The sequence below is a fragment of the Paraburkholderia phytofirmans OLGA172 genome (assembly GCF_001634365.1).
Lineage (GTDB): Bacteria > Pseudomonadota > Gammaproteobacteria > Burkholderiales > Burkholderiaceae > Paraburkholderia.
On sequence record NZ_CP014578.1, the window covers coordinates 3,698,509 to 3,720,647 of the forward strand.

General features: G+C 61.7%; 22 protein-coding genes. 9 read left to right on the forward strand and 13 right to left on the reverse strand.

Translation table 11 applies throughout. The annotated features are described in order from the left end of the window. Window positions 1–21: 21 nt before the first annotated feature. Window positions 22–297, reverse strand: coding sequence for a phenol hydroxylase subunit (locus AYM40_RS38660; protein ID WP_082855110.1), 276 nt, complete (start codon window positions 295–297; stop codon window positions 22–24). Window positions 298–719: 422 nt separating this feature from the next. Here AYM40_RS38660 and AYM40_RS16235 point away from each other — a divergent pair, with 422 nt between their 5' ends. Beyond that, window positions 720–2,549, forward strand: a complete 1,830-nt coding sequence (locus AYM40_RS16235; RefSeq protein WP_236720856.1) for a sigma-54-dependent Fis family transcriptional regulator — start codon at window positions 720–722, stop codon at window positions 2,547–2,549. An 11-nt stretch (window positions 2,550–2,560) separates the two neighbouring features. On the opposite strand, the gene AYM40_RS16240 is transcribed toward AYM40_RS16235, so the two are convergent. Then, window positions 2,561–2,920: a hypothetical protein gene (locus AYM40_RS16240; RefSeq protein WP_335341175.1), complete on the reverse strand. Its 360-nt coding sequence runs from the start codon at window positions 2,918–2,920 to the stop codon at window positions 2,561–2,563. 316 nt (window positions 2,921–3,236) lie between these two features. Beyond that, window positions 3,237–4,622, reverse strand: a complete 1,386-nt coding sequence (locus tag AYM40_RS16245) for an amino acid permease (protein WP_063497102.1) — start codon at window positions 4,620–4,622, stop codon at window positions 3,237–3,239. 214 nt (window positions 4,623–4,836) lie between these two features. Between AYM40_RS16245 and AYM40_RS16250 the strand changes: the two genes are divergently transcribed. Then, a complete protein-coding gene (locus tag AYM40_RS16250; protein WP_063497103.1) occupies window positions 4,837–5,841 on the forward strand; it encodes an alpha/beta fold hydrolase in 1,005 nt (334 codons plus the stop codon). Between the two features lie 99 nt (window positions 5,842–5,940). Here the strand turns inward: AYM40_RS16250 and AYM40_RS16255 are convergent, their stop codons facing one another. Both AYM40_RS16255 and AYM40_RS16260 read right to left on the reverse strand, forming a co-directional pair. Then, window positions 5,941–6,933 carry an isoaspartyl peptidase/L-asparaginase family protein gene (locus AYM40_RS16255; RefSeq protein WP_063497104.1) on the reverse strand — a complete coding sequence of 331 codons (993 nt, stop codon included), beginning with the start codon at window positions 6,931–6,933 and terminating at the stop codon, window positions 5,941–5,943. Then, entirely contained in the window at window positions 6,930–7,895 is a 966-nt protein-coding gene (locus AYM40_RS16260) for a MurR/RpiR family transcriptional regulator (RefSeq protein ID WP_063497105.1), read from the reverse strand. Before AYM40_RS16260 ends, AYM40_RS16255 begins: the two co-directional genes overlap by 4 nt. A 194-nt stretch (window positions 7,896–8,089) precedes the next feature. Here AYM40_RS16260 and AYM40_RS41745 point away from each other — a divergent pair, with 194 nt between their 5' ends. The 3 genes from AYM40_RS41745 (at window position 8,090) to AYM40_RS16275 (ending at window position 9,463) form a co-directional block, all read left to right on the forward strand. Beyond that, window positions 8,090–8,293, forward strand: a complete 204-nt coding sequence (locus AYM40_RS41745; protein ID WP_063497106.1) for a hypothetical protein — start codon at window positions 8,090–8,092, stop codon at window positions 8,291–8,293. A 101-nt stretch (window positions 8,294–8,394) separates the two neighbouring features. Beyond that, complete coding sequence (locus tag AYM40_RS16270; RefSeq protein ID WP_063497107.1) at window positions 8,395–9,105, forward strand: pseudouridine synthase; 711 nt, start codon at window positions 8,395–8,397, stop codon at window positions 9,103–9,105. A gap of 169 nt (window positions 9,106–9,274) precedes the next feature. Continuing rightward, entirely contained in the window at window positions 9,275–9,463 is a 189-nt protein-coding gene (locus AYM40_RS16275; RefSeq protein ID WP_063497108.1) for a hypothetical protein, read from the forward strand. 56 nt (window positions 9,464–9,519) lie between these two features. Here the strand turns inward: AYM40_RS16275 and AYM40_RS16280 are convergent, their stop codons facing one another. Continuing rightward, window positions 9,520–10,548: an NAD-dependent epimerase/dehydratase family protein gene (locus AYM40_RS16280; protein WP_063497109.1), complete on the reverse strand. Its 1,029-nt coding sequence runs from the start codon at window positions 10,546–10,548 to the stop codon at window positions 9,520–9,522. A 94-nt stretch (window positions 10,549–10,642) separates the two neighbouring features. Between AYM40_RS16280 and AYM40_RS16285 the strand changes: the two genes are divergently transcribed. From AYM40_RS16285 to AYM40_RS16295, 3 genes are all read left to right on the forward strand, one after another. After that, the gene (locus tag AYM40_RS16285) at window positions 10,643–11,674 is read left to right on the forward strand and encodes a CDP-6-deoxy-delta-3,4-glucoseen reductase (RefSeq protein ID WP_063497110.1); all 1,032 of its coding nucleotides are present in this window, start codon (window positions 10,643–10,645) and stop codon (window positions 11,672–11,674) included. Window positions 11,675–12,047: 373 nt separating this feature from the next. Further along, window positions 12,048–13,232, forward strand: a complete 1,185-nt coding sequence (locus AYM40_RS16290) for an acetylornithine transaminase (RefSeq protein WP_063497111.1) — start codon at window positions 12,048–12,050, stop codon at window positions 13,230–13,232. 18 nt (window positions 13,233–13,250) lie between these two features. Beyond that, complete coding sequence (locus AYM40_RS16295) at window positions 13,251–13,715, forward strand: GNAT family acetyltransferase (RefSeq protein ID WP_063497112.1); 465 nt, start codon at window positions 13,251–13,253, stop codon at window positions 13,713–13,715. Between the two features lie 116 nt (window positions 13,716–13,831). Here the strand turns inward: AYM40_RS16295 and AYM40_RS16300 are convergent, their stop codons facing one another. From AYM40_RS16300 to AYM40_RS16330, 7 genes are all read right to left on the reverse strand, one after another. Further along, window positions 13,832–14,548, reverse strand: a complete 717-nt coding sequence (locus AYM40_RS16300) for an ABC transporter ATP-binding protein (protein ID WP_063497113.1) — start codon at window positions 14,546–14,548, stop codon at window positions 13,832–13,834. Then, on the reverse strand, window positions 14,548–15,348 hold the full coding sequence (locus tag AYM40_RS16305) for an ABC transporter ATP-binding protein (RefSeq protein WP_063497114.1): 801 nt from the start codon (window positions 15,346–15,348) through the stop codon (window positions 14,548–14,550). Before AYM40_RS16305 ends, AYM40_RS16300 begins: the two co-directional genes overlap by 1 nt. Window positions 15,349–15,538: 190 nt before the next feature. Further along, window positions 15,539–16,708 carry an ABC transporter permease subunit gene (locus tag AYM40_RS16310; RefSeq protein WP_063497115.1) on the reverse strand — a complete coding sequence of 390 codons (1,170 nt, stop codon included), beginning with the start codon at window positions 16,706–16,708 and terminating at the stop codon, window positions 15,539–15,541. Between the two features lie 13 nt (window positions 16,709–16,721). Continuing rightward, window positions 16,722–17,672, reverse strand: coding sequence for a branched-chain amino acid ABC transporter permease (locus AYM40_RS16315; RefSeq protein WP_063497116.1), 951 nt, complete (start codon window positions 17,670–17,672; stop codon window positions 16,722–16,724). Between the two features lie 229 nt (window positions 17,673–17,901). Beyond that, the gene (locus AYM40_RS16320) at window positions 17,902–19,101 is read right to left on the reverse strand and encodes a branched-chain amino acid ABC transporter substrate-binding protein (protein WP_063497117.1); all 1,200 of its coding nucleotides are present in this window, start codon (window positions 19,099–19,101) and stop codon (window positions 17,902–17,904) included. A 541-nt stretch (window positions 19,102–19,642) separates the two neighbouring features. Then, window positions 19,643–20,602 carry a 4-hydroxy-3-methylbut-2-enyl diphosphate reductase gene (ispH, locus tag AYM40_RS16325; RefSeq protein WP_063497118.1) on the reverse strand — a complete coding sequence of 320 codons (960 nt, stop codon included), beginning with the start codon at window positions 20,600–20,602 and terminating at the stop codon, window positions 19,643–19,645. Between the two features lie 2 nt (window positions 20,603–20,604). Beyond that, entirely contained in the window at window positions 20,605–21,060 is a 456-nt protein-coding gene (locus AYM40_RS16330; RefSeq protein WP_063497119.1) for an FKBP-type peptidyl-prolyl cis-trans isomerase, read from the reverse strand. Window positions 21,061–21,260: 200 nt separating this feature from the next. On the opposite strand from AYM40_RS16330, the gene radC reads away from it, so the two are divergent. Then, window positions 21,261–22,127 carry a RadC family protein gene (gene radC, locus AYM40_RS16335; RefSeq protein ID WP_082855111.1) on the forward strand — a complete coding sequence of 289 codons (867 nt, stop codon included), beginning with the start codon at window positions 21,261–21,263 and terminating at the stop codon, window positions 22,125–22,127. Window positions 22,128–22,139 lie beyond the last annotated feature (12 nt).

The window sequence follows — 22,139 nt, forward strand, 5'->3', positions numbered from 1 at the left end:
CTCCTTGGTTTCCTATACGGGTCACTCAGACAGTCCAGGCTGTCCGTAGCGCCATTTCAGCTGTTCGAGGTCAAGCGCCTCGCCTTCGTCGTCGCTCAGGTGGACTGCGCGGTTTGCCGTGCAAAAGGACTCGTAGTCCGGCAACGCCATGACGAGCTCGACGCTGAGTCCCGGGTCACCGATGGAAAAGTCGAATTCGACAAAACCATCGTCGCGACGTTGCCTGACACGGACATAGCGTCGAGTTACGTCAAAAACGCTCGAGGCTGGCTCAACATGGGGTGGATGCAATGGCATCGCTGTCTCCTTCGTTTTGATTTCCGCATCAGACTCCTCGCGCGGTTCATGCCGTCATTCACTTCACGCTTTCATCGAAATGCGGGACTGCGCAGGTATTAAGGCAATCCCGATGCCAGCGGCAGTTCAACAGGCCACGAATGCCGCGCAGAAAGACGAAAAATCCTTTGTTAATCAATGGAAAAACAAAGGCCGAACAATCAGGCGACAAATGAACCGCGAGCCATCAGAACCCCTTGCGCTTGACCAAATGATCGAAATCCGTCGTGATCGCTTGCTCGGCGTCCAATCAAATCGGTATCCGGGAACACCCGGGGTTCGCAGGTGGGCGATTCGCCGTGCAGCGGGACACGGAGCGTTGCATACTGACGGGCAACACCCGTTGGCGGGACTTCAAGAAAAGTGGTGGGAGACGAATCCTGATGGTCACTCGAGACAAAGCGCAGGCCGCAGCCAGCGAACGCATGTCGCTGGTATCGCCCAAGGGCGACTGCGTGGACAGCCTTCGATATCCGGACATCGCAGACCTCATGTCGAGGCTGCATTTCTCGCCGGGCGACGGACGAATCTGGCTGGACGATCAACGCATGCTGCTGGTTCACACCGGCTCGGTCGGCGTGATGCGACGCGAGCTGATCGAGAGCCTCGGTATCGATGCCGCGCGCGGCTTGCTCACGCGGATGGGCTACAACTCCGGCGCGCGTGACGCAGAGCTGGCGCGCAAAGTCCGGCCCGACAGCGCGATCACCGAAATGTTCGCGGTCGGCCCGCAGTTGCACATGCTGGAGGGCATGACCGTCGTCGAACCGGTGCGCCTTGAACTAGACGTCGAGAAGGGGGAGTACTACGGCGAGTTCATCTGGAAGAATTGCGCAGAAGACGAGGAGCACATCCGCATTTATGGAATCGGCGCCGAGCCTGTCTGCTGGACTCAGATCGGGTATGCGTCCGGCTATACCAGTGTCTTTATGGGGCGTCCCGTTGTCTATCGCGAAGTGGAGTGTCGCGCGTTGGGCCAGGCTCAATGCAGGATTATCGGCAAACCCGTTGAGGAATGGGGTGACGAGGCGGCAGACGATCTCCGTTTCATGCAGGCACAATCGTTCACGCAAGGCTTGTCTGCGGGAGCGGTTAAACGCGAACAGAGCGCGCCCGTACTCGGTGACCCGCTGACGGCGCCGCCCACGGCGTTCGGCGACGACAACATGGTGGGTGCGTCCCCGGGTTTCAACGCGGTATGCCACATGATCCGGCGCGTGGCGAGCACTCGCGCGACAGTCCTTTTTCTTGGCGAGAGCGGTGTTGGCAAAGAGGTATGCGCCCGCACGCTGCACCGGATCAGCACGTGCAGCAATGGTCCATTCGTAGCAGTCAATTGCGCGGCGATTCCGGAAGCGCTGATCGAGTCAGAACTGTTCGGTGTCGAGCGCGGCGGCTTCACGGATGCCACGCAGAGCCGGCCTGGCCGTTTCGAGCGCGCGAATGGCGGTACGCTTTTTCTGGACGAGATCGGCATTCTCAGCCTGACGGCACAGGGCAAACTTTTGCGTGCGCTGCAGGAAGGCGAGATTGAACGGATCGGCGATACGCAGACACGCCGCGTCAACGTACGAGTCGTCGCGGCGACGAACCTGGACCTGAGGGATGAGATTCGCGCGGGGCGTTTCAGGGAAGACCTGTACTTCCGCCTGAACGTTTTCCCAATCCGTGTGCCGTCGTTGCGCGAACGACGCGAGGATCTACCCGTACTGCTGAATCACATGCTGCACAAGTATCGTGCGCGTCACCAGCGTAACGTAACGGGCTTCACCGGCCGTGCCATCGACGCGATGTTGAACTACGGCTGGCCGGGGAATATTCGCGAGATGGAGAACCTTGTCGAGCGCGGCGTGATCCTCGCGCCGGATGGAGGCGCAATCGATATCGGCCATCTTTTTACGAGCGGAGAAACGATTGACGCGGAGATGTTCGGCCTTGGCACCGATGGGGCATTGATGCCCTCTGGATCCTTGCTGGACCAGACAGCGGGCACTCCTGATGGAGAAATCGAGCGCGTCGCCCGAAAAGTAAACAGCTTGCTGATGGGGATCAGCGGCGATATCGAGCCAACATCGCTCGACGATATAGAAACCGCACTGCTAAAAAGCGCCGTGCAACGTGCGCAAGGCAACTTGTCGGCGGCCGCGCGGACGCTGGGGATTACGCGTCCGCAACTCGTGTATCGCCTTAAAAGCCGGGGGCTTCGGGTCTAGGGAACGGCGTTTCACGCGGCATACCTCAGCGCGTTCATGGCCGGCCGTTGCTGACCGGGCGGAAAGATGTACCAGTTCCCGTCGTCGTGACGAAAAAAGAACATCGCGCCAATACCCTGGCGACAAGCTGCTTCTACCCGCACATAGCAACACCCCTTCTGGGCGAGGTGTGTGAACAACGTAACGCGCGCGCTCGTTCTGTTGGACGGCGCAAGCCACTTTTCGACCAAAGCGTGCAGTGAGTATCCTGAATGCGCCATGACCATCTCCTCAACTGCATGTCGCTCGATGCGATCGAGTACATTGACGAACGTTTTCCACAGCTGACAGTGATTTTGCGGGTGTCGGTTGCGTACCGAATCTTCACTCACCCGATCCTGTTGGCTGAAAGGCCCGTGCTTGCGAAAACGCGAACACGCCCCAGATCATGCAACGACTGTGCCAGTCGCGGTCCCAAGGCTGTCCGTCACGGCTGGAATCGCCTCGCCCCTTACTGCGCGCGGCACGCAAGGGGTGGGGTAGCTGCTGCGGGGTACGGCTGACCTGAAGTGGTGAAGCGATCATTTGATGAAATGATCGAAAGTCGTCGTTTTTCCGGCGTTCGTATGGATCAAAGCAGTATCCGGGAATACCTCGGGCCGGGTGCCGTCGACACAAAAGGACGGCCTCCCGCGCCGCCGACACGCTCTACTGTCCTGCCACCCGCGCGCCGCCATGCATCGCCGCACGCCGGCGCTTGAACACATAACCGGCCCACATCACGACCAGCCATGCCGGCACAAGCCACACCGAGACCGAGAGGCCCGGCGTCATTGCCAGAATCACGAGGATCAGCGCCATGAAAGCGAGGCAGATCCAGTTGCTGACCGGGAACCAGAACGACTTGAACACGAGTGTCTCGCCCGCCGCCACCATCGCCTTGCGCGACTTCAGGTGCGTCAGGCTGATCAGCGCCCAGTTCAACACGAGGGCGGCCACCACCAGGGCCATCAGCAAGCCGAGCGCTTCGGCCGGAATCAGATAGTTGATGATCACGCACGTGAACGTGGCGAGCGCCGACAACCCGATCGCCATATACGGCACGCCGCGCCGGTCGACCTTCATCAGCGCACGCGGTGCGTTGCCCTGTTCCGCGAGACCGTAGAGCATGCGGCTATTCGCATACACGCCGCTGTTGTACACCGACAGCGCCGCGGTCAGCACTACCACATTGAGGATGTTCGCGGTCAGCGTCGAGCCGATCTGCGAGAAGATCATCACGAACGGGCTGCCGCCGGCCGCGACCTGATTCCACGGATACAACGAGAGCAGCACCGCCAGCGAGCAGATGTAGAAAATCAGAATCCGGTAGATCACCTGATTCACGGCCTTCGGAATGCTCTTCTGCGGGTCGGCCGCTTCAGCAGCCGTAATGCCGATCAACTCGAGCCCGCCGAACGAAAACATGATGACCGCGAGCATCATGAAGAGGCCATGAAAACCATGCGGGAAAAACCCGCCGTCGGCCCAGAGATTGGTGATCGAGGCTTGCGGGCCGCCATGGCCGCTGATCAGCAGATAGCCGCCGAACAGGATCATGCCGATCACCGCCACCACCTTGATGATCGCAAACCAGAATTCGGTTTCGCCGTACGCTTTGACGTTGGCGAGGTTGATCGCGTTGATGACGGCGAAGCACACCAGCGCCGAGACCCACGTGGGCACCCCCGGCCACCAGTAATGCACGTAGGTGCCGACTGCGGTCAGTTCGGCCATGCTCACGAGCACATACAGCACCCAGTAGTTCCAGCCGGACAGAAAGCCGGGAAAGTCGCCCCAATACTTGTACGCGAAGTGGCTGAACGAACCGGCAACCGGTTCCTGCGCGACCATTTCGCCGAGCTGCCGCATGATCATGAAGGCGATGATGCCGCCGATCGCGTAGCCGAGAATCATCGACGGGCCGGCCGCCTTCAACACGCTAGCGGAGCCAAGAAACAAGCCGGTGCCGATCGCCCCGCCCAGCGCGATCAGCTGGATGTGGCGATTCTTCAGCCCACGCTTCAGGCCGTCTTGCTGCTGTGCACTATTCAAAATTGCGCCCCAGTATATGGATATCGATCACCCGATCAGACTTATGGTCTGCCGCGGCAGAACCGATAATTTTACCGCGCCCGAAATTACCTCAATACTGGGACCAACCCGCGCTTGGTTCTGCGCCGCACTTAACGGCGCGGATAGTGATTGTCACTGGCGTGGCGCTTCTGTATGTTCCCCTAGTCGAGGCCTCAGCCTTCGGAGATTCAACATGTCGCCCAAACGTCTGCTTTGCGCCGCAGCTTTGTGTCTCTGCTTCGCTGGGGTGGGTACCCTCGCGCAAACCGCGGCGCCCACGGCAGAACCCGCCGCCGAACCGGCCGAGATGCCCGGTATGGAGTCGAGCGCACCCGAAGCACCGGCCCCGCCAGCCGCCGCGCCGACCGCAGTACCCGCAGTACCCGCAGTACCCGCAGTACCCGCAATACCCGCGACGCCTGCCGCCACCGCCCCCATGCCCCCGGCACCCGCTACGCCAACGGCGACTGCTCCCAAACCACCCTCAGCGCCGATCACCGGCCCCGTGCGCAACGTCGTGCTGGTTCATGGCGCGTTCGTCGACGGGTCGAGCTGGAACGGCGTCGTCGCGAAGTTGCAGCAGAAGGGGTATCACGTGAGTTCAGTGCAGAACCCGCTCACGTCGCTCGCCGACGATGTCGCCGCCACCCGCCGCGTCCTCGCGCGCCAGCAAGGCCCGACCATCCTGGTGGGGCACTCGTGGGGCGGTGTCGTGATCACGGAAGCCGGTGCGAACGCACCGAACGTCGCAGGTCTCGTGTACATCGCGGCGATTGCGCCGGATCTGCATGAATCCGTGGCAGACCTTATGAAACGCGCGGCGCCGATGCCTGCGACCCAAGGCATCGTCGCGGACCCCAGCGGTTACCTCTGGCTCGACCGCACGAAATACCACACCGACTTTGCCGCCGATGTGCCCGAAAACCTCACACGCGTACTGTCCGCCGCGCAAGTTCCGATCTCCGCGACGGCATTCAATGAAACCGTCAGCCACGTAGCGTGGAAAGAAAAGCCGTCGTGGTACGTGGTGACGACCCGGGATCGCGCGGTGTCGCCTGAAATCGAAAAATTCATGGCCGACCGGATGAATGCGAAGGTCGTGTCGATGTCATCGAGCCATCTCGCGCCGGTGTCGCATGCAGGTGCTGTTGCGGATGTGATCGATCGTGCAGCGCGAGAGTTGAGCCGGCAACAGTAGGCCCTGGCTAGTAAGCGTAAGGGTGGGTTCGGACGCGGCTAACGGTGCTTCAGACGAACATTCAAGCGGCAGTTCAAGCGAAGACGCAGCGAGACCGTATTAGCGATAGATCGCCGTCACGGGCGTCTCGCCGATCCGCGCGAATCCGCGATACATGCCCTCGGTATTGAACGGCAGCGTGACGTTGCCGCGCGCATCGACGGCGATCAGGCCGCCGCGTCCGTCGATCTTCGGCAAACGGTTCATCACCACGTCGTGCGCCGCCTCTTCGAGCGAGATGTTGCGGTACGCCATCTGCGCCGCGACGTCGTACGCCGCCACCATGCGCATGAACATCTCGCCTGTGCCGGTGGTCGAGACTGCGCAGGTTGCGTCGTCCGCATAGCAGCCCGCGCCGATCAGCGGCGTATCGCCGACCCGGCCGAGCTGCTTGTTGGTGACGCCGCCCGTCGAAGTCGCAGCCGCCACGTGGCCATGTTGATCGAGCGCGACCGCGCCCACCGTGCCGAACTTGCGATTCGGATCGATCGGCTCGTGCGGCGCGGGATCGCCGTCGTTCGACGATGGCGCGGCGGCCAGCGTCGCGCCGTCGTGATCGAGCATGGCGCGCTGCTGACCGCGCGCGAGTTGCCATTGGCGACGACGCGCTTCGGTATGGAAATACTCGGGATCGACGAATTCGAGTCCTTGCGCGGCCGCGAAGGCTTCCGCACCGTCGCCCGCGAACAGCACATGTTCGCTGCGCTCGAGTACGCGGCGCGCCGCCAGAATCGGATTGCGTATGCGCGTTACGCAGCAGATCGCGCCGGCGTCGAGCGTGCTGCCGTCCATGATGGCCGCGTCGAGTTCATGCGTGCCGGCTGCTGTGTAGACCGCGCCACGTCCGGCGTTGAAGAGCGGGCAGTCTTCGAGCAGGCGTACGGCTTCGCTGACGGCGTCGAGCGCGCTGCCGCCGTCGGCGAGGACACGCTGGCCCGCGCTCAGCACGGCGTGCAAGGCAGCGTGGTAGTCGGCTTCGACGCTGGCCGACATCGATGCGCGCAGGATCGTGCCTGCCCCGCCGTGAATGGCAATGAGTGCGTTGGTGTTCATCTTTTGGCTTTCGAGGTGCGGGTGGTACGGGTAGAAGCGCGCGCTGGCTTCTCAGCAGTGCTGGACGGCGCGGCTTGTGGATCGGTCAGCCAGGGCAGCACGAATTCGCTGACGCCGGCGGCCGCCTTGACTGACTGTTGTGCGCGATACGCGAGCGCATCGCAAAGTGCTTCGATCACGGCCAGCACAGCGGAATCGGCATTGGCCGCAAGCCGCCGTTCGGAGCGGATATAGAGTGCGAGATCAGCGAATTGCGCGAGCGGCGAGCGCGGACTATCGGTTAGCGCAAGCACGCGTGCGCCGCGGCCTGCCGCACGACGCGCGAGTTCGATGGTGTCTTCGATATAGCGCGGAAACGCAATGGCGATCACCAGATCACCGTCGTCCGCTGTGAACAGGCGCCGCGCGGCATGCGACGGTCCACCGATCAAGGCGAGCGACTGCACGTTGTCGTGATACGGCATCAGGCCGTGCTCCATCAAGCCGGCGAGAAACGCGCTGGCCCCGTAGCCGAGCACGAAAACACGGCGGGCGGCAATGATCGCTTCAACCGCCGCTTCGGCTGCGGCGCTATCGATCGCGGTGCGTGTCGAATTAAGATTGGCCACCGCCTGTTCGAGCGATGCATCGAGCAGCGCGTCACCGGAAGCGGGCGATTCCTGCGCGCTACGCAACCGCTCTACCGGCGCGAGCGTCGCTTCGAAGCCGCGTACCAGCGCTTCGCGAAACTGCGGATAACCGTCGAAGCCCAGCGCGCGAGCAAAGCGATTCGCCGTTGCCACCGAGGCACCGACCACGTTCGCCAGTTCGTCGATCCGCATGGTCGCCGCGCGGAACAGATTCGCCAGCACGAACTCGCCCATGCGCCGATGGATCGGTGTGAGGGTCGGCATCGCTGCGGCAATGCGCGCGGCAATGGCCTGCTCGGCGGGGTTCGATGCAACGGACGAGTGATGGATCATGCGAGCGAGCCGACGTGGTGACTGTCCCTCAAGGGACCTCCCTTCGGGGCGCCCCCCAAGGGGACTTCCTTCGGGCGCAATCAAAATGAATGAAAGTATATTTACATAGAAATCCAATCTAAAAAAATTCATTTTCATTTTCGAGGGTTTTCACGGACATCAGCAGGCGAGTCGGCGCGCAACGTGGCCGCCAGATGAAAACCGGTTTTCATTGCGCGATTGCTGCGCCCTCGGGGCGGCACGCAAGCGGTGCCGCCGGCGACATGATGATCGTCGACGCGCTCTATCCCAATCGATGCACGGCGCTCGGCACGTACACCGCTTGCAGCACGAAGAAACCGAAGTTGAAGAAGATCGCGGTGGACGGATCGCGGATAGAGAAGGTGAAGAGGACGTAGCGTGCATTGATGAACACCTGCGACGGAATGTCGGGAGACCCGCGTCGTCGCTACGGCGCTGCGCGGCGCTCTGCTTCTTGCGGTGTTATTCTTCGCTCGCCATGAATCTCGAAAGCATCCTCTTCACTCAAGGTTTCGGCTCGCGCCGCCAATGCCGGGCGCTGATCGGCGACGGCCGCGTGAGCATCGGCGGTTCAGTCTGCGCCGATGCCGACGCCGATTTCCCAACCCATGACAATACGTTCTGCTTCAGCGTGGACGGGGTCGTCTGGCCGTATCGCGAGCACGCCTATCTGCTGCTGAACAAGCCCGCCGGCTACGAATGCTCGCGCGACCCGCAGCATCATCTGAGCGTGTTCAGCCTGCTGCCGCCGCAGTTCGCCGAACGCGGCGTGCAATGCGTGGGACGCCTCGATCAGGACACCACCGGCCTGCTGCTGCTCTCCGACGACGGCAAGTTCGTTCACATGTTCACATCGCCGAAACGCAAAGTGCCGAAGCTGTACATCGCAACCACGCGGCACCCCATCGACGACGTCCAGTTGAGTGCCTTGCGCGACGGTGTCCTGCTGCACGGCGAGTCCAAACCGATCGTCGCCGTCGACGCCCAGGCGCGCGGCGAGCACGCGTTGGCGCTTACCGTGATGGAAGGCAAGTATCACCAGGTCAAGCGGATGATTGCGGCAGCCGGCAACCGTTGCGAAGCGCTGCATCGCGAGCGGATCGGCGCACTCGCATTGCCTGCGACGCTCGCGGAAGGCGCGTGGCAATGGCTCGACGAAACCGACCTCGGATATTTACGGAGCGGGTAAACCGGTAGGACCCTTTTAAGGCCTTGATGCGTCAGGACAATCGTGTGCGCCCCGCACACAGGCCCCGGGGGACACCTGATTACACGCTGCATCGCAGCATGCTCTTCCTTACAACTCGCTCTATACTCGTTTAAACAAAGACTACATAGGGTTCACAAGGAGGGGCGCCATGGTCATCCACGACACCACCGCGATTTCGCATTTGATGATCGCTTTCGTGTGCCTCGGCCTGGTTCTGATTGGCGGACTGCTGGTCATGATGCGGCTGCGGCACAAATATCATCCGAACCTGATCGGCGCACTGATCGGCGCGATGCTGTGCTTCCTGTTGCTGGAGGCGTTGCCTGCACTGACATAAGCCTGTGAGTCCGCGCGCCGCCGGGCGGCGCATTTTCAATTTTCACGCTTCACGCTTCACGCCTCGCGCAAAAAATCCTCGACGCTCGGATAGCGCAAGCGCACGTGCAATTCCTCTTTGAGGCGCCGGTTCACAAGCCGCCTCGATTCACGCATGAAGGACAGCGAGGTCGGCTCGATCTGCTGCTCCGCCTCCACGCGCGTGATGCGCGGCGCGTGTTCGAGGCCGAACGCATCGGCCACCACGTCGAAGTACTCCCCCATTTTCAGCGACGTATCGTCCGATGCGTGGATTGCGCGCCCCGGCCGCCCGTGCGTAGCGAGGCGCACGAGGATCGCGGCGAGGTCGTCGGCGTGGATGTGATTGGTATAGACGTCGTCGGCATCGATCAAGGCGGGGGTGCGCTTTTCCAGCCGCACGAGCGGCAGACGGTTGCTCGCGTAGATGCCCGGAATCCGCGCGATGCTTGCGGCGATCACGCCTCGCGCAGTGGCACGCCGCAATTGCCGCTCGGCCGACACGCGGCGTTTGGCACGCGCATTGGCAGGCTGCGACGCGCGCGTCTCGTCGATCCACGCGCCGCCGCAATCGCCGTAGACGCCTGTCGTGCTCGCGTACACCAACTTCACAGGCGCCCGCGGTGCGGCGGTCCAGCGCACCCTGTCGGGTACAATATTGGCTGCTTCAGATTCCGTCCACGAGGCACGAATGCGGCGCAACCCGCGGCGCAACCGCCCGACCGGCGCCAGCGCGCCGCGCGCGGCACGCAGCGCCCGATCGCGACGCGCGCTCAGCGTCGCAAGCAAGGCGCGGGTACGGCGGTCGTCATCGCCGGTCTTTTGCGGCGGCGCGAGATGCAGCACCGTCGGCGCGAGGCCAGCAAGCCGCTTCAGGCTGCGGCGCGCGTCAAGGTCGCCGACCAGCGGCGTGACGCCAGCGGCGCGCAATTCGGCGCTGCGTTCGGCGTGGCTGGTGAGCGCGAAGACATGCGCGTGAGGCCGCAGCAAGGGCACGCAGCGCATGCCGACATCACCGCAGCCAACGATCAACACGCGCGGCCGGCGTAAATTTCGTGTCGCTTTCATGGTGGACGCATTGTAGCCGCCTGGCGCGGCAGGTACCGCACAGTTGCACCGCGGGTCCGATAACGATTACCGACTTTTCGATTTCGAACACTCTATGGCTTTTAACGTCACGCTCCGGCAAAGCGGCCGGCAGTTTCAGGTAGAACAGGACGAACCGGTCCTGATCGCGGCTTTACGCCAGGGCATCGGCCTGCCGTACGGCTGCAAGAACGGCGCCTGCGGCTCATGCAAAGGCACCGTGGTCAGCGGCCAGGTCGAACAGCGTCAGCATTCGTCGTCGGCCTTGTCGAACGATGAAAAGACGCGCGGCATGGCGCTCTTCTGCTGCGCGACGGCATGCTCCGATCTCGAAGTGGATATCCGCGAAGTGGCCGGCGTGGGCGACGTGCAGGTCAAGAAACTGCCGTGCCGCGTGAACGCGATCGAGCGCAAGGCTGACGACGTCGTCGTGCTGAAGCTGCAACTGCCCGCCAACGAACGTCTGCAGTATCTGGCCGGCCAGTACCTCGAATTCATTCTGAAAGATGGCAAGCGCCGCAGCTATTCGATGGCGAGCGCGCCACACACGGAAGGCCCGATCGAATTGCACCTCCGTCACATGCCCGGCGGCACGTTCACCGATCACGTCTTCAATACGATGAAGGAGCGCGACATCCTGCGCTTCGAGGCCCCGCTCGGCACCTTCTTCCTGCGTGAAGATTCGGACAAGCCGATCGTGCTGCTGGCCTCGGGCACCGGCTTCGCGCCGCTAAAGGCGATCGTCGAACATGCGGTGTTCAAGAACCTGAACCGCCCGATGACGTTGTACTGGGGCGCGCGCCGCAAGAAGGATCTGTATCTGCTCGATCTCGCCGAGCAATGGGCTCGCGAGATTCCGAACTTCAAGTTCGTGCCGGTGCTGTCGGAACCAGACGCGGGCGATGCGTGGACGGGCCGTGTCGGCTTCGTGCATCGCGCGGTGATCGAGGATCTGCCCGACCTGTCGCCGTATCAGGTGTACGCCTGCGGCGCACCGGTGATGGTCGAGTCGGCACAGCGCGACTTCACCCAGCATCATGGGCTGCCGGAGGACGAGTTCTACGCGGATTCCTTCACGAGCGAGGCGGATCTGGCGAACGCGGTTTGAGGCGGTGAATGGGTTGATCGGGTGACGATTAACCCATTCACCAAAACGAAACAGGTACGCTGGCAGACTTGCATACATCCGCGTTGATGCGACTCTGTGCAAATTCATGGTTTACACCAGCGCTTTCCTTGTCGTATTCTTTCGCGCATGAACCGCATCCAGTCCGAACTCCGACGTCGCCGCTCGCCGCTCCCTTAGGGACGCCGCTGGCTTCGTCACGGATTCGCGCCGCACACAGGCGCTAGCAGTTCGGATCATGAAAGCCACGGCATGCCGTGGCTTTTTTGTTTGCTTTTTTTGTTTCCCCCGGCCCCTGTTTCGTATTGGCCAACCGCTCATCAACCCTTCACCCCGCTGTCTGGAGCCCGCCGTCATGAATTTCAATGAGTACCCGATCGAGTCGCTGATGAGCATCACGAACCGGCCCGAAATCGTTTTCACGCACGGCAAGGGCTCGTGGCTCTATGACAATAACGGCAAGCGATATCTGGACTTCATCCAGGGCTGGGCGGTCAACAGCCTCGGCCATTGCAACGACGGCATGATCGAAGCGCTGAATAAGCAGGCACAACTGCTGATCAACCCATCGCCGGCTTTCTACAACGAGCCGATGGCGCAACTCGCAGGCCTGCTTACGCAGCACAGCTGTTTCGACAAAGTGTTCTTCGCGAACAGCGGCGCCGAAGCGAACGAAGGCGCGATCAAGCTCGCGCGCAAGTGGGGCAGGAAGTTCAAGGACGGCGCGTTCGAAATCATCACGTTCGATCACAGCTTCCACGGCCGCACCCTCGCCACCATGTCCGCAAGCGGCAAGCCGGGCTGGGACACGATCTACGCGCCGCAAGTGCCGGGCTTCCCGAAAGCGGATCTGAACGACATCGCGTCGGTTGAAAAGCTCATCAACGCGAAGACCGTCGCCGTGATGCTCGAGCCAATTCAGGGCGAAGGCGGCGTGATTCCCGCCACGCGCGAATTCATGCAGCAACTGCGCGCGCTGACCAAGCAGCACAACCTGCTGCTGATCGTCGACGAAGTGCAGAGCGGCTGTGGCCGCGCCGGCACCTTGTTCGCGTATGAACTGTCGGGCATCGAGCCGGACATCATGACGCTCGGCAAAGGCATCGGCGGCGGCGTGCCGCTCGCGGCGCTGCTCTCGAAAGCCGACATCGCCGTGTTCGAACCAGGCGACCAGGGCGGCACTTACAACGGCAATCCGCTGATGAGCGCGGTCGGCTATTCGGTGATCTCGCAATTGACCGCGCCGGGCTTCCTCGAAGACGTGCGCGCGCGCGGCGAGTATCTGCGCGCCAGGCTGCTCGAATTGTCGGAAGAACGCGGTTTCGAAGGCGAACGCGGTGAAGGCCTGCTGCGCGCCCTGCTGCTCGGCAAGGACATCGGCAATCAGATCGTCGAGAAGGCTCGTGTGATGCAACCCGACGGCCTGCTGCTGAACGCGGCGCGTCCGAACCTGCTGCGCTTCATGCCGGCGCTGAACGTCACGAACGAAGAAATCGACCAGATGATGGCGATGCTGCGGTCGATTCTCGACACGCTGTAATCACAGAGGAAAGCGCGTATGACGAGCGCAACGCTATCGATCCGCCGCTTCGAAGCGAGCGACACCGACGCCGTGGTCGCGCTGTGGCAGGAAGCATTCCCCGAGTACCGGGACGTGACGAGGCCGCAGCGCAATCCGCACCTGTCGATCGCCAACAAGCTGGCGACGCAACCGGAACTGTTCTTTGTCGCAGTGTTCGGCGAGCGTATCGTCGGCACAGTGATGGGTGGCTACGACGGGCACCGAGGCTGGCTGTATTCGCTCGCGGTGGATGAATCGTTGCGTCGTCACGGCATCGGCACGCGTCTGGTCGCGCATGTCGAATCCGCGTTGACCGAACGTGGATGCCCAAAGCTGAACTTGCAGGTGCTGTCCGCGAAGGCCGACGTGCGGGCGTTCTATGAGGCACTCGGTTATCGCGCGGATGCCGTGATCAGTCTCGGCAAACGCCTTGGTGAACTGGTGGAAACGCCGGCCGCTTAGGCGCCGGGCAAGCGCTTGAATAGAAAAAGGCCGCATGCGCGATTGAAACGCATGCGGCCTTCTTTACGGCTAAGGCAAACCTGGTCCGGGTTATTTACCCAGTTCATTTACCCAACTTACTCGCCCAGATAAGCCGCCCGAACCTTCGGATCATCGAGCATCTGCTTCGCGTCACCGGACATCGTCACCAGACCCGAGTCCATCACGTAGCCGCGGTTCGCCGCCTGCAACGCGAGACGCGCGTTCTGCTCGACCAGCAGCACTGTCATGCCTTCAGCCGAGATCGCCCGCACCACTTCGAAGATCTTCTCGACCATGATCGGCGACAGACCCATCGACGGTTCGTCGAGCAACAACAGCTTCGGCTTGCTGATGATCGCGCGCGCCATGGCCAGCATCTGCTGTTCGCCGCCCGAGAGCGTGCCTGCGTACTGCGTCGCCCGTTCCTTCAGGCGCGGGAAGAAGCCGAACATGCGATCGACGTCCGCCTTGATGGCGTCCGTATCGTTACGCAGATAAGCACCCATCTGCATGTTCTCAACGATCGACATGCGCGAGAAGATGCCACGGCCTTCCGGCACCATCGCCAGACCGCGCTTGAGCAGTTCGTGCGCCGGGATGCCTTTGATCGACTGGCCCATGTACTCGATGTCGCCCGCCGAGTACGGCTTCAGACCCGTGATCGCCTTCATCGTCGTGGTCTTGCCCGCGCCGTTCGCGCCGATCAGCGTGACCAGCTCGCCCTGCGCGACTTCGAGGTCGATACCCTTGACTGCCTGGATGCCGCCGTAATTGACCTGCAGGCCCTTGATTTTCAACATTGCCGTTGCCATTAGTGGACCCCCGCACCCAGATAAGCTTCGATCACCTTCGGATCCTTCTGCACGTCTGAAGGCAAACCTTGCGCAATCACCTTGCCATAGTCGAGCACCGTCATCTGGTTGCACAGACCCATCACCAGTTTCACGTCGTGCTCGATCAGGAGAATCGTCTTGCCGTCGCTGCGGATCTTGTCGAGCAGCTTGGTCAGCTCGACCTTTTCCGTTGCGTTCATGCCGGCAGCCGGTTCGTCCAGCGCGAGCAGTTTCGGATCCGTAGCCAGTGCGCGGGCGATTTCCAGCCGACGCTGGTGACCGTACGACAGATTGCGCGACGTGTAGTCCGCGTACTGCGCAATGCCGACGTACTCCAGCAATTCGATTGCGCGTTCCTTGATCTCGCGCTCTTCCTTGCGCTCGGCCGGCGTCTGGAACACCGCGCCGATCAGACCGTGCTTCGTGCGCACGTGACGGCCGACCATCACGTTTTCCAGCGCGGTCATGCCGCCGAACAAACGGATGTTCTGGAACGTGCGGGCAATCCCCGCCTTCGCCACCTGATACACAGCGGTCGGCGTGTATTGCACGTTGTCGAGCTTGAACTCGCCCGAATCGGGTGTGTACAGACCCGTGATCACATTAAAGAAGGTCGTCTTGCCGGCGCCGTTCGGACCGATCAGACCATAAATCTGGCCCGCCTTGATCTGCAGGCCGACGTCGGACAAAGCCTGCAGGCCGCCGAAGCGCTTGTTCACGCCTTTCACCGACAGGCGGATCTGATCGCTGCCCACGTTGTTGCTTACGTTATCGCTCATATGTTTTCTCCTGTCGACCTGAGTTAGCGCTTCAGCGCTTACTCAGGTCCCATGCACCGCTGTCGACCTGAGTTAGCGTGTCGACCGGAGTTGGCGCTTTAGCGCTTACTCCGGTCCCATGCTTACTCAGGTCCCATGCATCGCTGTCGACCGGAGTTAGCACTTCAGTGCTTACTCCGGTCCCATGGCCTCAGGCGCGCACCGGCTTCTTGCCAGCGCGCTTCGCCAGTTTCGCAATCTTGTCTTCGTGCTTCGGCGACGGCCACAGGCCTTCCGAGCGGTACAGCATGATCACGACCATCGCGAGGCCGTACAGCAACTGACGGATCACTTCGGTATCGACGATTTCATGGCCGAAGATCATGTTCTGCAACGGACCCATCGTCGAGCGCAGGAATTCCGGGAACACCGCAAGCAGCACCGCACCGAGAATCACACCAGGGATGTGGCCCATGCCGCCCAGCACCACGCACGCCAGCACCACGACCGATTCCCAGAACGTGAACGATTCCGGCGACACGAAGCCCTGGAACGAACCGAACATCGCGCCCGACAGGCCGCCGAACGACGCGCCCATCGCGAAGGCCAGCAGCTTCACGTTACGGGTGTTGATGCCCATTGCCTTGGCGGCGATTTCGTCTTCACGGATCGCGGCCCATGCACGGCCGATCCGCGAGTGCTGCAAACGCGTACAGGTCCAGATCACGAACAGCGCGCACAACACGAACAGGTAGTAATACATGTACACCGACGGGAACGAGAACCCGAGGAACGTGTGTGTCTGCGCCAGACTGAAGCCGCCCACCTGCACCGGATCGATCCCCGTGATCCCCTTCGGGCCATTGGTGATGTTGACCGGACGGTCGAGGTTGTTCATGAAGATCCGCACGATTTCCCCGAAGCCCAGGGTCACGATGGCGAGGTAGTCGCCACGCAGCCGCAAGGTCGGCGCGCCGAGCAGGACGCCGAAGGTCGCGGCGAGCCCCATGGCGATCGGCACGATGATCCAGATCGGCACATGCAGCCCGTTCGGCGCCAGATGCGCGATCCACTCGAACTGCGAGGTCAGGTGGGGCGAACTCAGCAAAGCGGCAACGTAGGCGCCGATGGCGTAGAACGCGATATAGCCCAGGTCCAGCAGGCCGGCGAAGCCGACCACCACGTTGAGACCCAGCGCCAGCATCACATACAGCATGGCGAAGTCGAGCACGCGGACCCAGTAGTTGCCGCCTGCCGCGCCGATGATCATCGGCGCCGCGATCACGAAGATCGCGGTGATGATGCCGACGGTCAGCGTCTTCGTCAGGTTCTTTTCAGGGATGAGCGTCGTGGACGGCTCGATCGGTTGAATTGAGGTCATGTCTGTCTACTCCTTATGCTCGATCCGCAACACGTTCGCCCAAGAGGCCCGACGGACGGAACACCAGCACGCTGATCAGCACGATGAATGCGAACACGTCCTGGTAGTTACTGCCGAATACACCGCCCGTGAGGTTGCCGATATAACCCGCCCCCAACTGTTCGATCAGGCCGAGCAGCACGCCGCCCACCATGGCCCCGCCGAGGTTGCCGATGCCGCCCAGCACCGCCGCGGTAAAGGCCTTCAGACCTGGGATGAAGCCCATATAGAAGTGTGCGTTGCCGTATTCGGACGCGATCATCACGCCGGCCAAGGCGGCCAACGCCGAGCCGATCATGAAGGTTGCCGAAATCACGAAGTTCGGGTTCACGCCCATCAGGCTGGCGACGCCCGGGTTCTCAGCGATCGCACGCATCGCACGGCCGAGCCTGGTCTTGTGCACCAGCAGCAGCAGACCGCCCATCACGAGGAACGCCACGACAATGATCACGATTTCGGTCATCGAGATCACGGCGCCAGGCGTCGTGTCGGTGGCCTTGATCACGTTGATCGGGTCGGTGGGCAACAGCTGCGGGAACGGCAGCGGGTTGCGCGACCAGATCATCATCGCGAGGGTTTGCAGCAGGATCGACACGCCGATCGCGGTGATCAGCGGGGCGAGACGCGGCGCTTTACGCAACGGCCGGTAGGCCACGCGCTCGATCGTGTAGCCGACCACCGAGCAAACCACTGCCGCGATGATCAACGCAATGACGAGCGTCGGCACATTGCCGAGGCCGGGGAAGTGGTTCTGAAGCACGCCTATGGCCGAGAGCGCAACCATCGCGCCTACCATCAACACATCGCCATGCGCGAAGTTGATGATGCCCAAGATGCCGTAAACCATCGTATAGCCCAGTGCGATGATGGCGTAAACGCTGCCAAGCACCAGCCCGTTGAGGACCTGCTGGATGAAGATATCCATTTAATGCTCCTTAGCCCGTGCGACTGGATTCGCGTTCTTCATCAGCCGGTGGGCGGTGATGCGGGACGGAATCTCAACGGCACTGCGGGTACTGATGTAAAAGACCGGTAAGGGTTATCCGCCATCCGGTTCGTCTTACGACTGGGATGCAGCCGGGGACTCGCCGATGGCGGATGCAAAAACGGCACCGTTGGGTGGTGTCGGTGCCGTCAGGCTGAACGTCCCGTCATCACATCTTTACGACGTCGAGAACCGCTTTCTTGCCGTCCTTGAAGTCGTAAAGCGTAATGGCGCCCTCTTTCAAATCACCCTTGTCGTCGAACGCGATGTGGCCGATTACCCCGTTGTAATCGGTGGACGGCATCGCAGCCAGCACCTTGGGCGCCTCGATCGAATTGGCGCGCTTCATTGCATCGACAATCACGTACACAGCGTCATACGTGAACGGTGCGTAAATCTGCACCGGCGTGTGGAAGCGGTCGACGTACTTCTTCTCGAAGTCCGCTCCCTTGTCCATTTTCGAAAGCGCGAGTCCCGCCTCCGAACAGACCAGGTTTTGCACGGCGGTTCCCGCCAGCTCACCCACCTTGTCGGTACACACGCCGTCGCCGCCAAGGATTTTTGCCCTGATACCGAGCGCCGCCGCCTGTTTGGTGAACGGCCCGCCCGTTGCGTCCATGCCGCCGAACATGATCACGTCCGGCTGAACACTCTTGATCTTTCCAAGGACGGCCTGAAACTCCGTTGCCCTGTCATTCGTAGTTTCGCGCGCGACGATCTTCGCCCCGCTCGCCAGTACCGTCTTCGCGAACTCGTCGGCCAATCCCTTGCCGTACACGGTCGAGTCGTCGACGATCGCGATGCGTTTCGCGCCGAGCACTTTCGTTGCGTAGTTGGCAAGCGCCGGCCCCTGCTGGGCATCGGTCGCGACCACCCGATAAGTCGTCTTGAAACCTTGCTGCGTATACCCCGGGTTCGTCGACGACGGCGAGATCTGCACGATCCCGGCATCGCTATAGATCTTCGACGCCGGAATCGAAACGCCCGAATTCAGGTGCCCGACCACGGCGACCACATGATCGTCGACGAATTTTTCGGCGACGGCCGTACCCGTTTTCGGGTCCGCGGCGTCATCTTGCGCGTCGAGCTCCAGCTGGATCTTGTGACCGTCGATAGTCAAACCCTGCGTGTTGATTTCCTCGACCGCCAGACGCGCGCCGTTTTCATTGTCTTTACCGAGGTGCGCGATAGGACCCGTCAATGGGGCCGCATGACCGATTTTCACGACAGTCGCTTCACTCGCCGGTGCCGCTGCCGCCGTGGCAGCCGATGCCGCGGCTCCCGCCTCACCTTCCTGTTTCTTGCCGCATGCGGTCAACATCGCAACCGCGGTCACGATGGACACGGCGTAAGCAAATTTGACTCGCATTATGTAGGTCTCCCGCGCCTTGCAAAATCCGTTGTTCGGGACCCGGAGGCCTTGAGAACGCGCGCATTGTAACTCCAATTATGCGACGCGCAATATTGTTGAAACGGTGGGGTTTTCCTGCATTGCAACCTTATTTTGAGAGAGGAATCCCACCATTGGCGCAACCCGGTTGCGACTATTTCCCGTGCACCAGTTGCACCACCGTTGCGCCCAATGGCATCAAGTGTTGTAGCGATATGCCTCGATCGCCGATTGCGCCGTGGTCCGCGTTAAGTATTACGTTTTCATTGATATCAAGACACACGCACTATTTTAGTGCACCAAAAATCGGTGCAACGTCTCTGACACGGTTTAAACGGGGTCACATCATCGGAAAATCGATTAAATGCCAAATCGCAATTCAAAAGAATTTGTGTGGGAGCACACTTAAAACGGCTCGACGCGGTGTTCTGGCACTTTATTCAGAGAGACTCACGAATCTACGGGCGTAAAAAAAGCGCGCCATCGGGCGCGCTTTTCTTTCAGAAACGTCAGCTAATTGTCAGGCGGGGAGACCCAGCCCGCGTGGCAGCGGAAACGCAATGTTCTCCTCGATGCCTTCGAGCGCACGCACGTTGCGCACGCCGAGCTCACGCAACCGGGCGATCACCGCTTGCGCCAGCACCTCCGGCGCCGAAGCGCCCGCCGTCACGCCGATCCGGCGCTTGCCTTCGACCCAGACCGGATCGATCTGGTCCGGCGAGTCCACCATATAGGAAGGCACGCCAAGCTTTTCGGCCAGCTCGCGCAAGCGGTTCGAGTTCGAACTATTCGGGCTGCCGACCACGATCACGACGTCGCATTGCGGCGCCATGAACTTGACCGCGTCCTGGCGGTTTTGCGTGGCGTAACAGATGTCCTGCTTCTTCGGCTCGCGGATCGCCGGATACTTCGCCTTCAGGGCAGCGATGATCTCGGCTGCGTCGTCGACCGACAGGGTGGTTTGCGTAACGAACGCGATCCGCTCGGGCTCGGCCAGTTGCAAAGCCTGCACGTCTTCGATGTCTTCCACCAGATGCATGCCTTCGCCTGCCTGCCCCATCGTGCCCTCGACTTCCGGGTGGCCCTTGTGGCCGATCATCACAATGTCGAAGCCGTCCTGGCGCATTTTCGCGACTTCGATATGCACCTTGGTCACAAGCGGACAAGTGGCGTCGTACACCCGCAGGCCGCGCGATTCGGCCTCCGAGCGGACTGCTTTCGACACGCCATGCGCACTGAAGATGACTGTATTGCCGGGCGGCACTTCTTCCAGCTGCTCGATGAAGATTGCGCCTTTCTTGCGCAAATCTTCGACAACATAGGCGTTATGGACGATTTCGTGACGCACATAGATCGGCGAGCCGTGCAGCGCGATGGCACGCTCCACGATTTCAATGGCCCGATCGACGCCGGCACAGAACCCACGCGGCTGCGCCAGCAGGATCTCTGCTTCGGCAAGAGTCGTATCCGTGATGCTCATGTTTACAGAATCCCGATGATTTTCACTTCAAACGCCAGCGCCTGGCCGGCAAGCGGATGATTGAAATCGAACAACGCCGACGTTTCGCCGACTTCTTTCAGGACGCCAGCGTAGCGGCCGCCGCCTGGCGCGTTGAATTCGACCAGGTCGCCTGGCGAAAAATCCTCGCCGATCATGCTGTTTTCGCGCAGTGTGGCCAGCGAGACCCGCTGGATCAGCTCCGGATTGCGCGGCCCGAACGCCTGATCCGGCGTTAGCTGAAAGGTCGAATGGTGGCCCACCTTCAAACCCAGCAGAATATCTTCCAGCGGCGGCGCCAGTTGACCCGCACCAAGCAGCAGCGTGGCCGGCCTGTCGGTAAATGTATTGATGACTTCGGCGCCATCGGCAAGGGAAAGCCGGTAATGAAGCGTCACGTGTGAACCGGGTTTTACTTCGGAAATGTCGATGATGCTCATGCAATGCTCGCTCAGTCGAAGCGCGCTGCACGCGTGCGCCGCAGGCGCAGTCGACGCGTGTGGCAGACCGTCGGAGTGCCGTGCGCAAAGCGTCTATTGTAAGCCACATAGCGCGCGGCAGCTTGGCGCCGTTGCATGCACGCCGGCACAGCCTGACACCGCGCGCCGCCACAAACCCAAACTGGAGGATGCGTACCTATATGGCCGACTACGCCTGCACGATAGACCAAGCGACACTCAATGCGACCTCGCCGGAGCCTGCCACGCCCGCCGCCCTGGCGCCCGCCCTGATGTCGCCGCGCGCTTGCGCCGCAGCGGGCAATACCGCAGCCGATCGTGGCGCTCGCATCGCCGGCGCTGCGGCGAACGCCCGCACACCCCCAGCCCGACAGCTCGTACGCGGCAAATGGCTGAAAGACGACATGCCGCGTGAGCGGCTAATCGCGGAAGGGCCGGGCGTGCTGTCCGACGCCGAAATGATCGTACTGGTGCTTGGCTCAGGCCTGCCCGGCCACGATGTGTTCAACGTCGCGCGCACCCTGCTCGACCGGTTCGGCTCGCTGCGGGCAATGCTCGACGCAACCTATTCGGATTTCGACGGCCTGCGCGGCGTCGGCCCGGCAAAGAAGGCGCAGTTGCTCGCCATCATGGAGATGGCGCGGCGCTCGCTGGTCGACAAAATGCGTGACCGATCGCTGATGAACTCGCCCGAGGCCGTACAAGACTATCTGCGCCTGCGCATAGGCGGCATGACGCAAGAAGTCTTCGTGTCGCTCTTTCTCGACGCCAGGCATCGGTTGATCCGCTGCGAAGAAAGCGCACGCGGCACGCTGACACGCATGGCGGTCTATCCGCGCGAGATCGCGCGGCGAGCCCTGAGTCTGAATGCCGCCAGCCTGATCGTCGCGCATAATCACCCTTCCGGCGCCGTCCAGCCGAGCGCGAGCGACTGCCGACTGACGCATACGCTGCGCGACGCGCTTGCGCTGATCGACGTGCGGCTGATCGATCATCTGGTGATCGGCGCCGACGATACCTACTCGTTCGCCCGCGCCGGCTGGCCGTGAAATGGGCTGAAC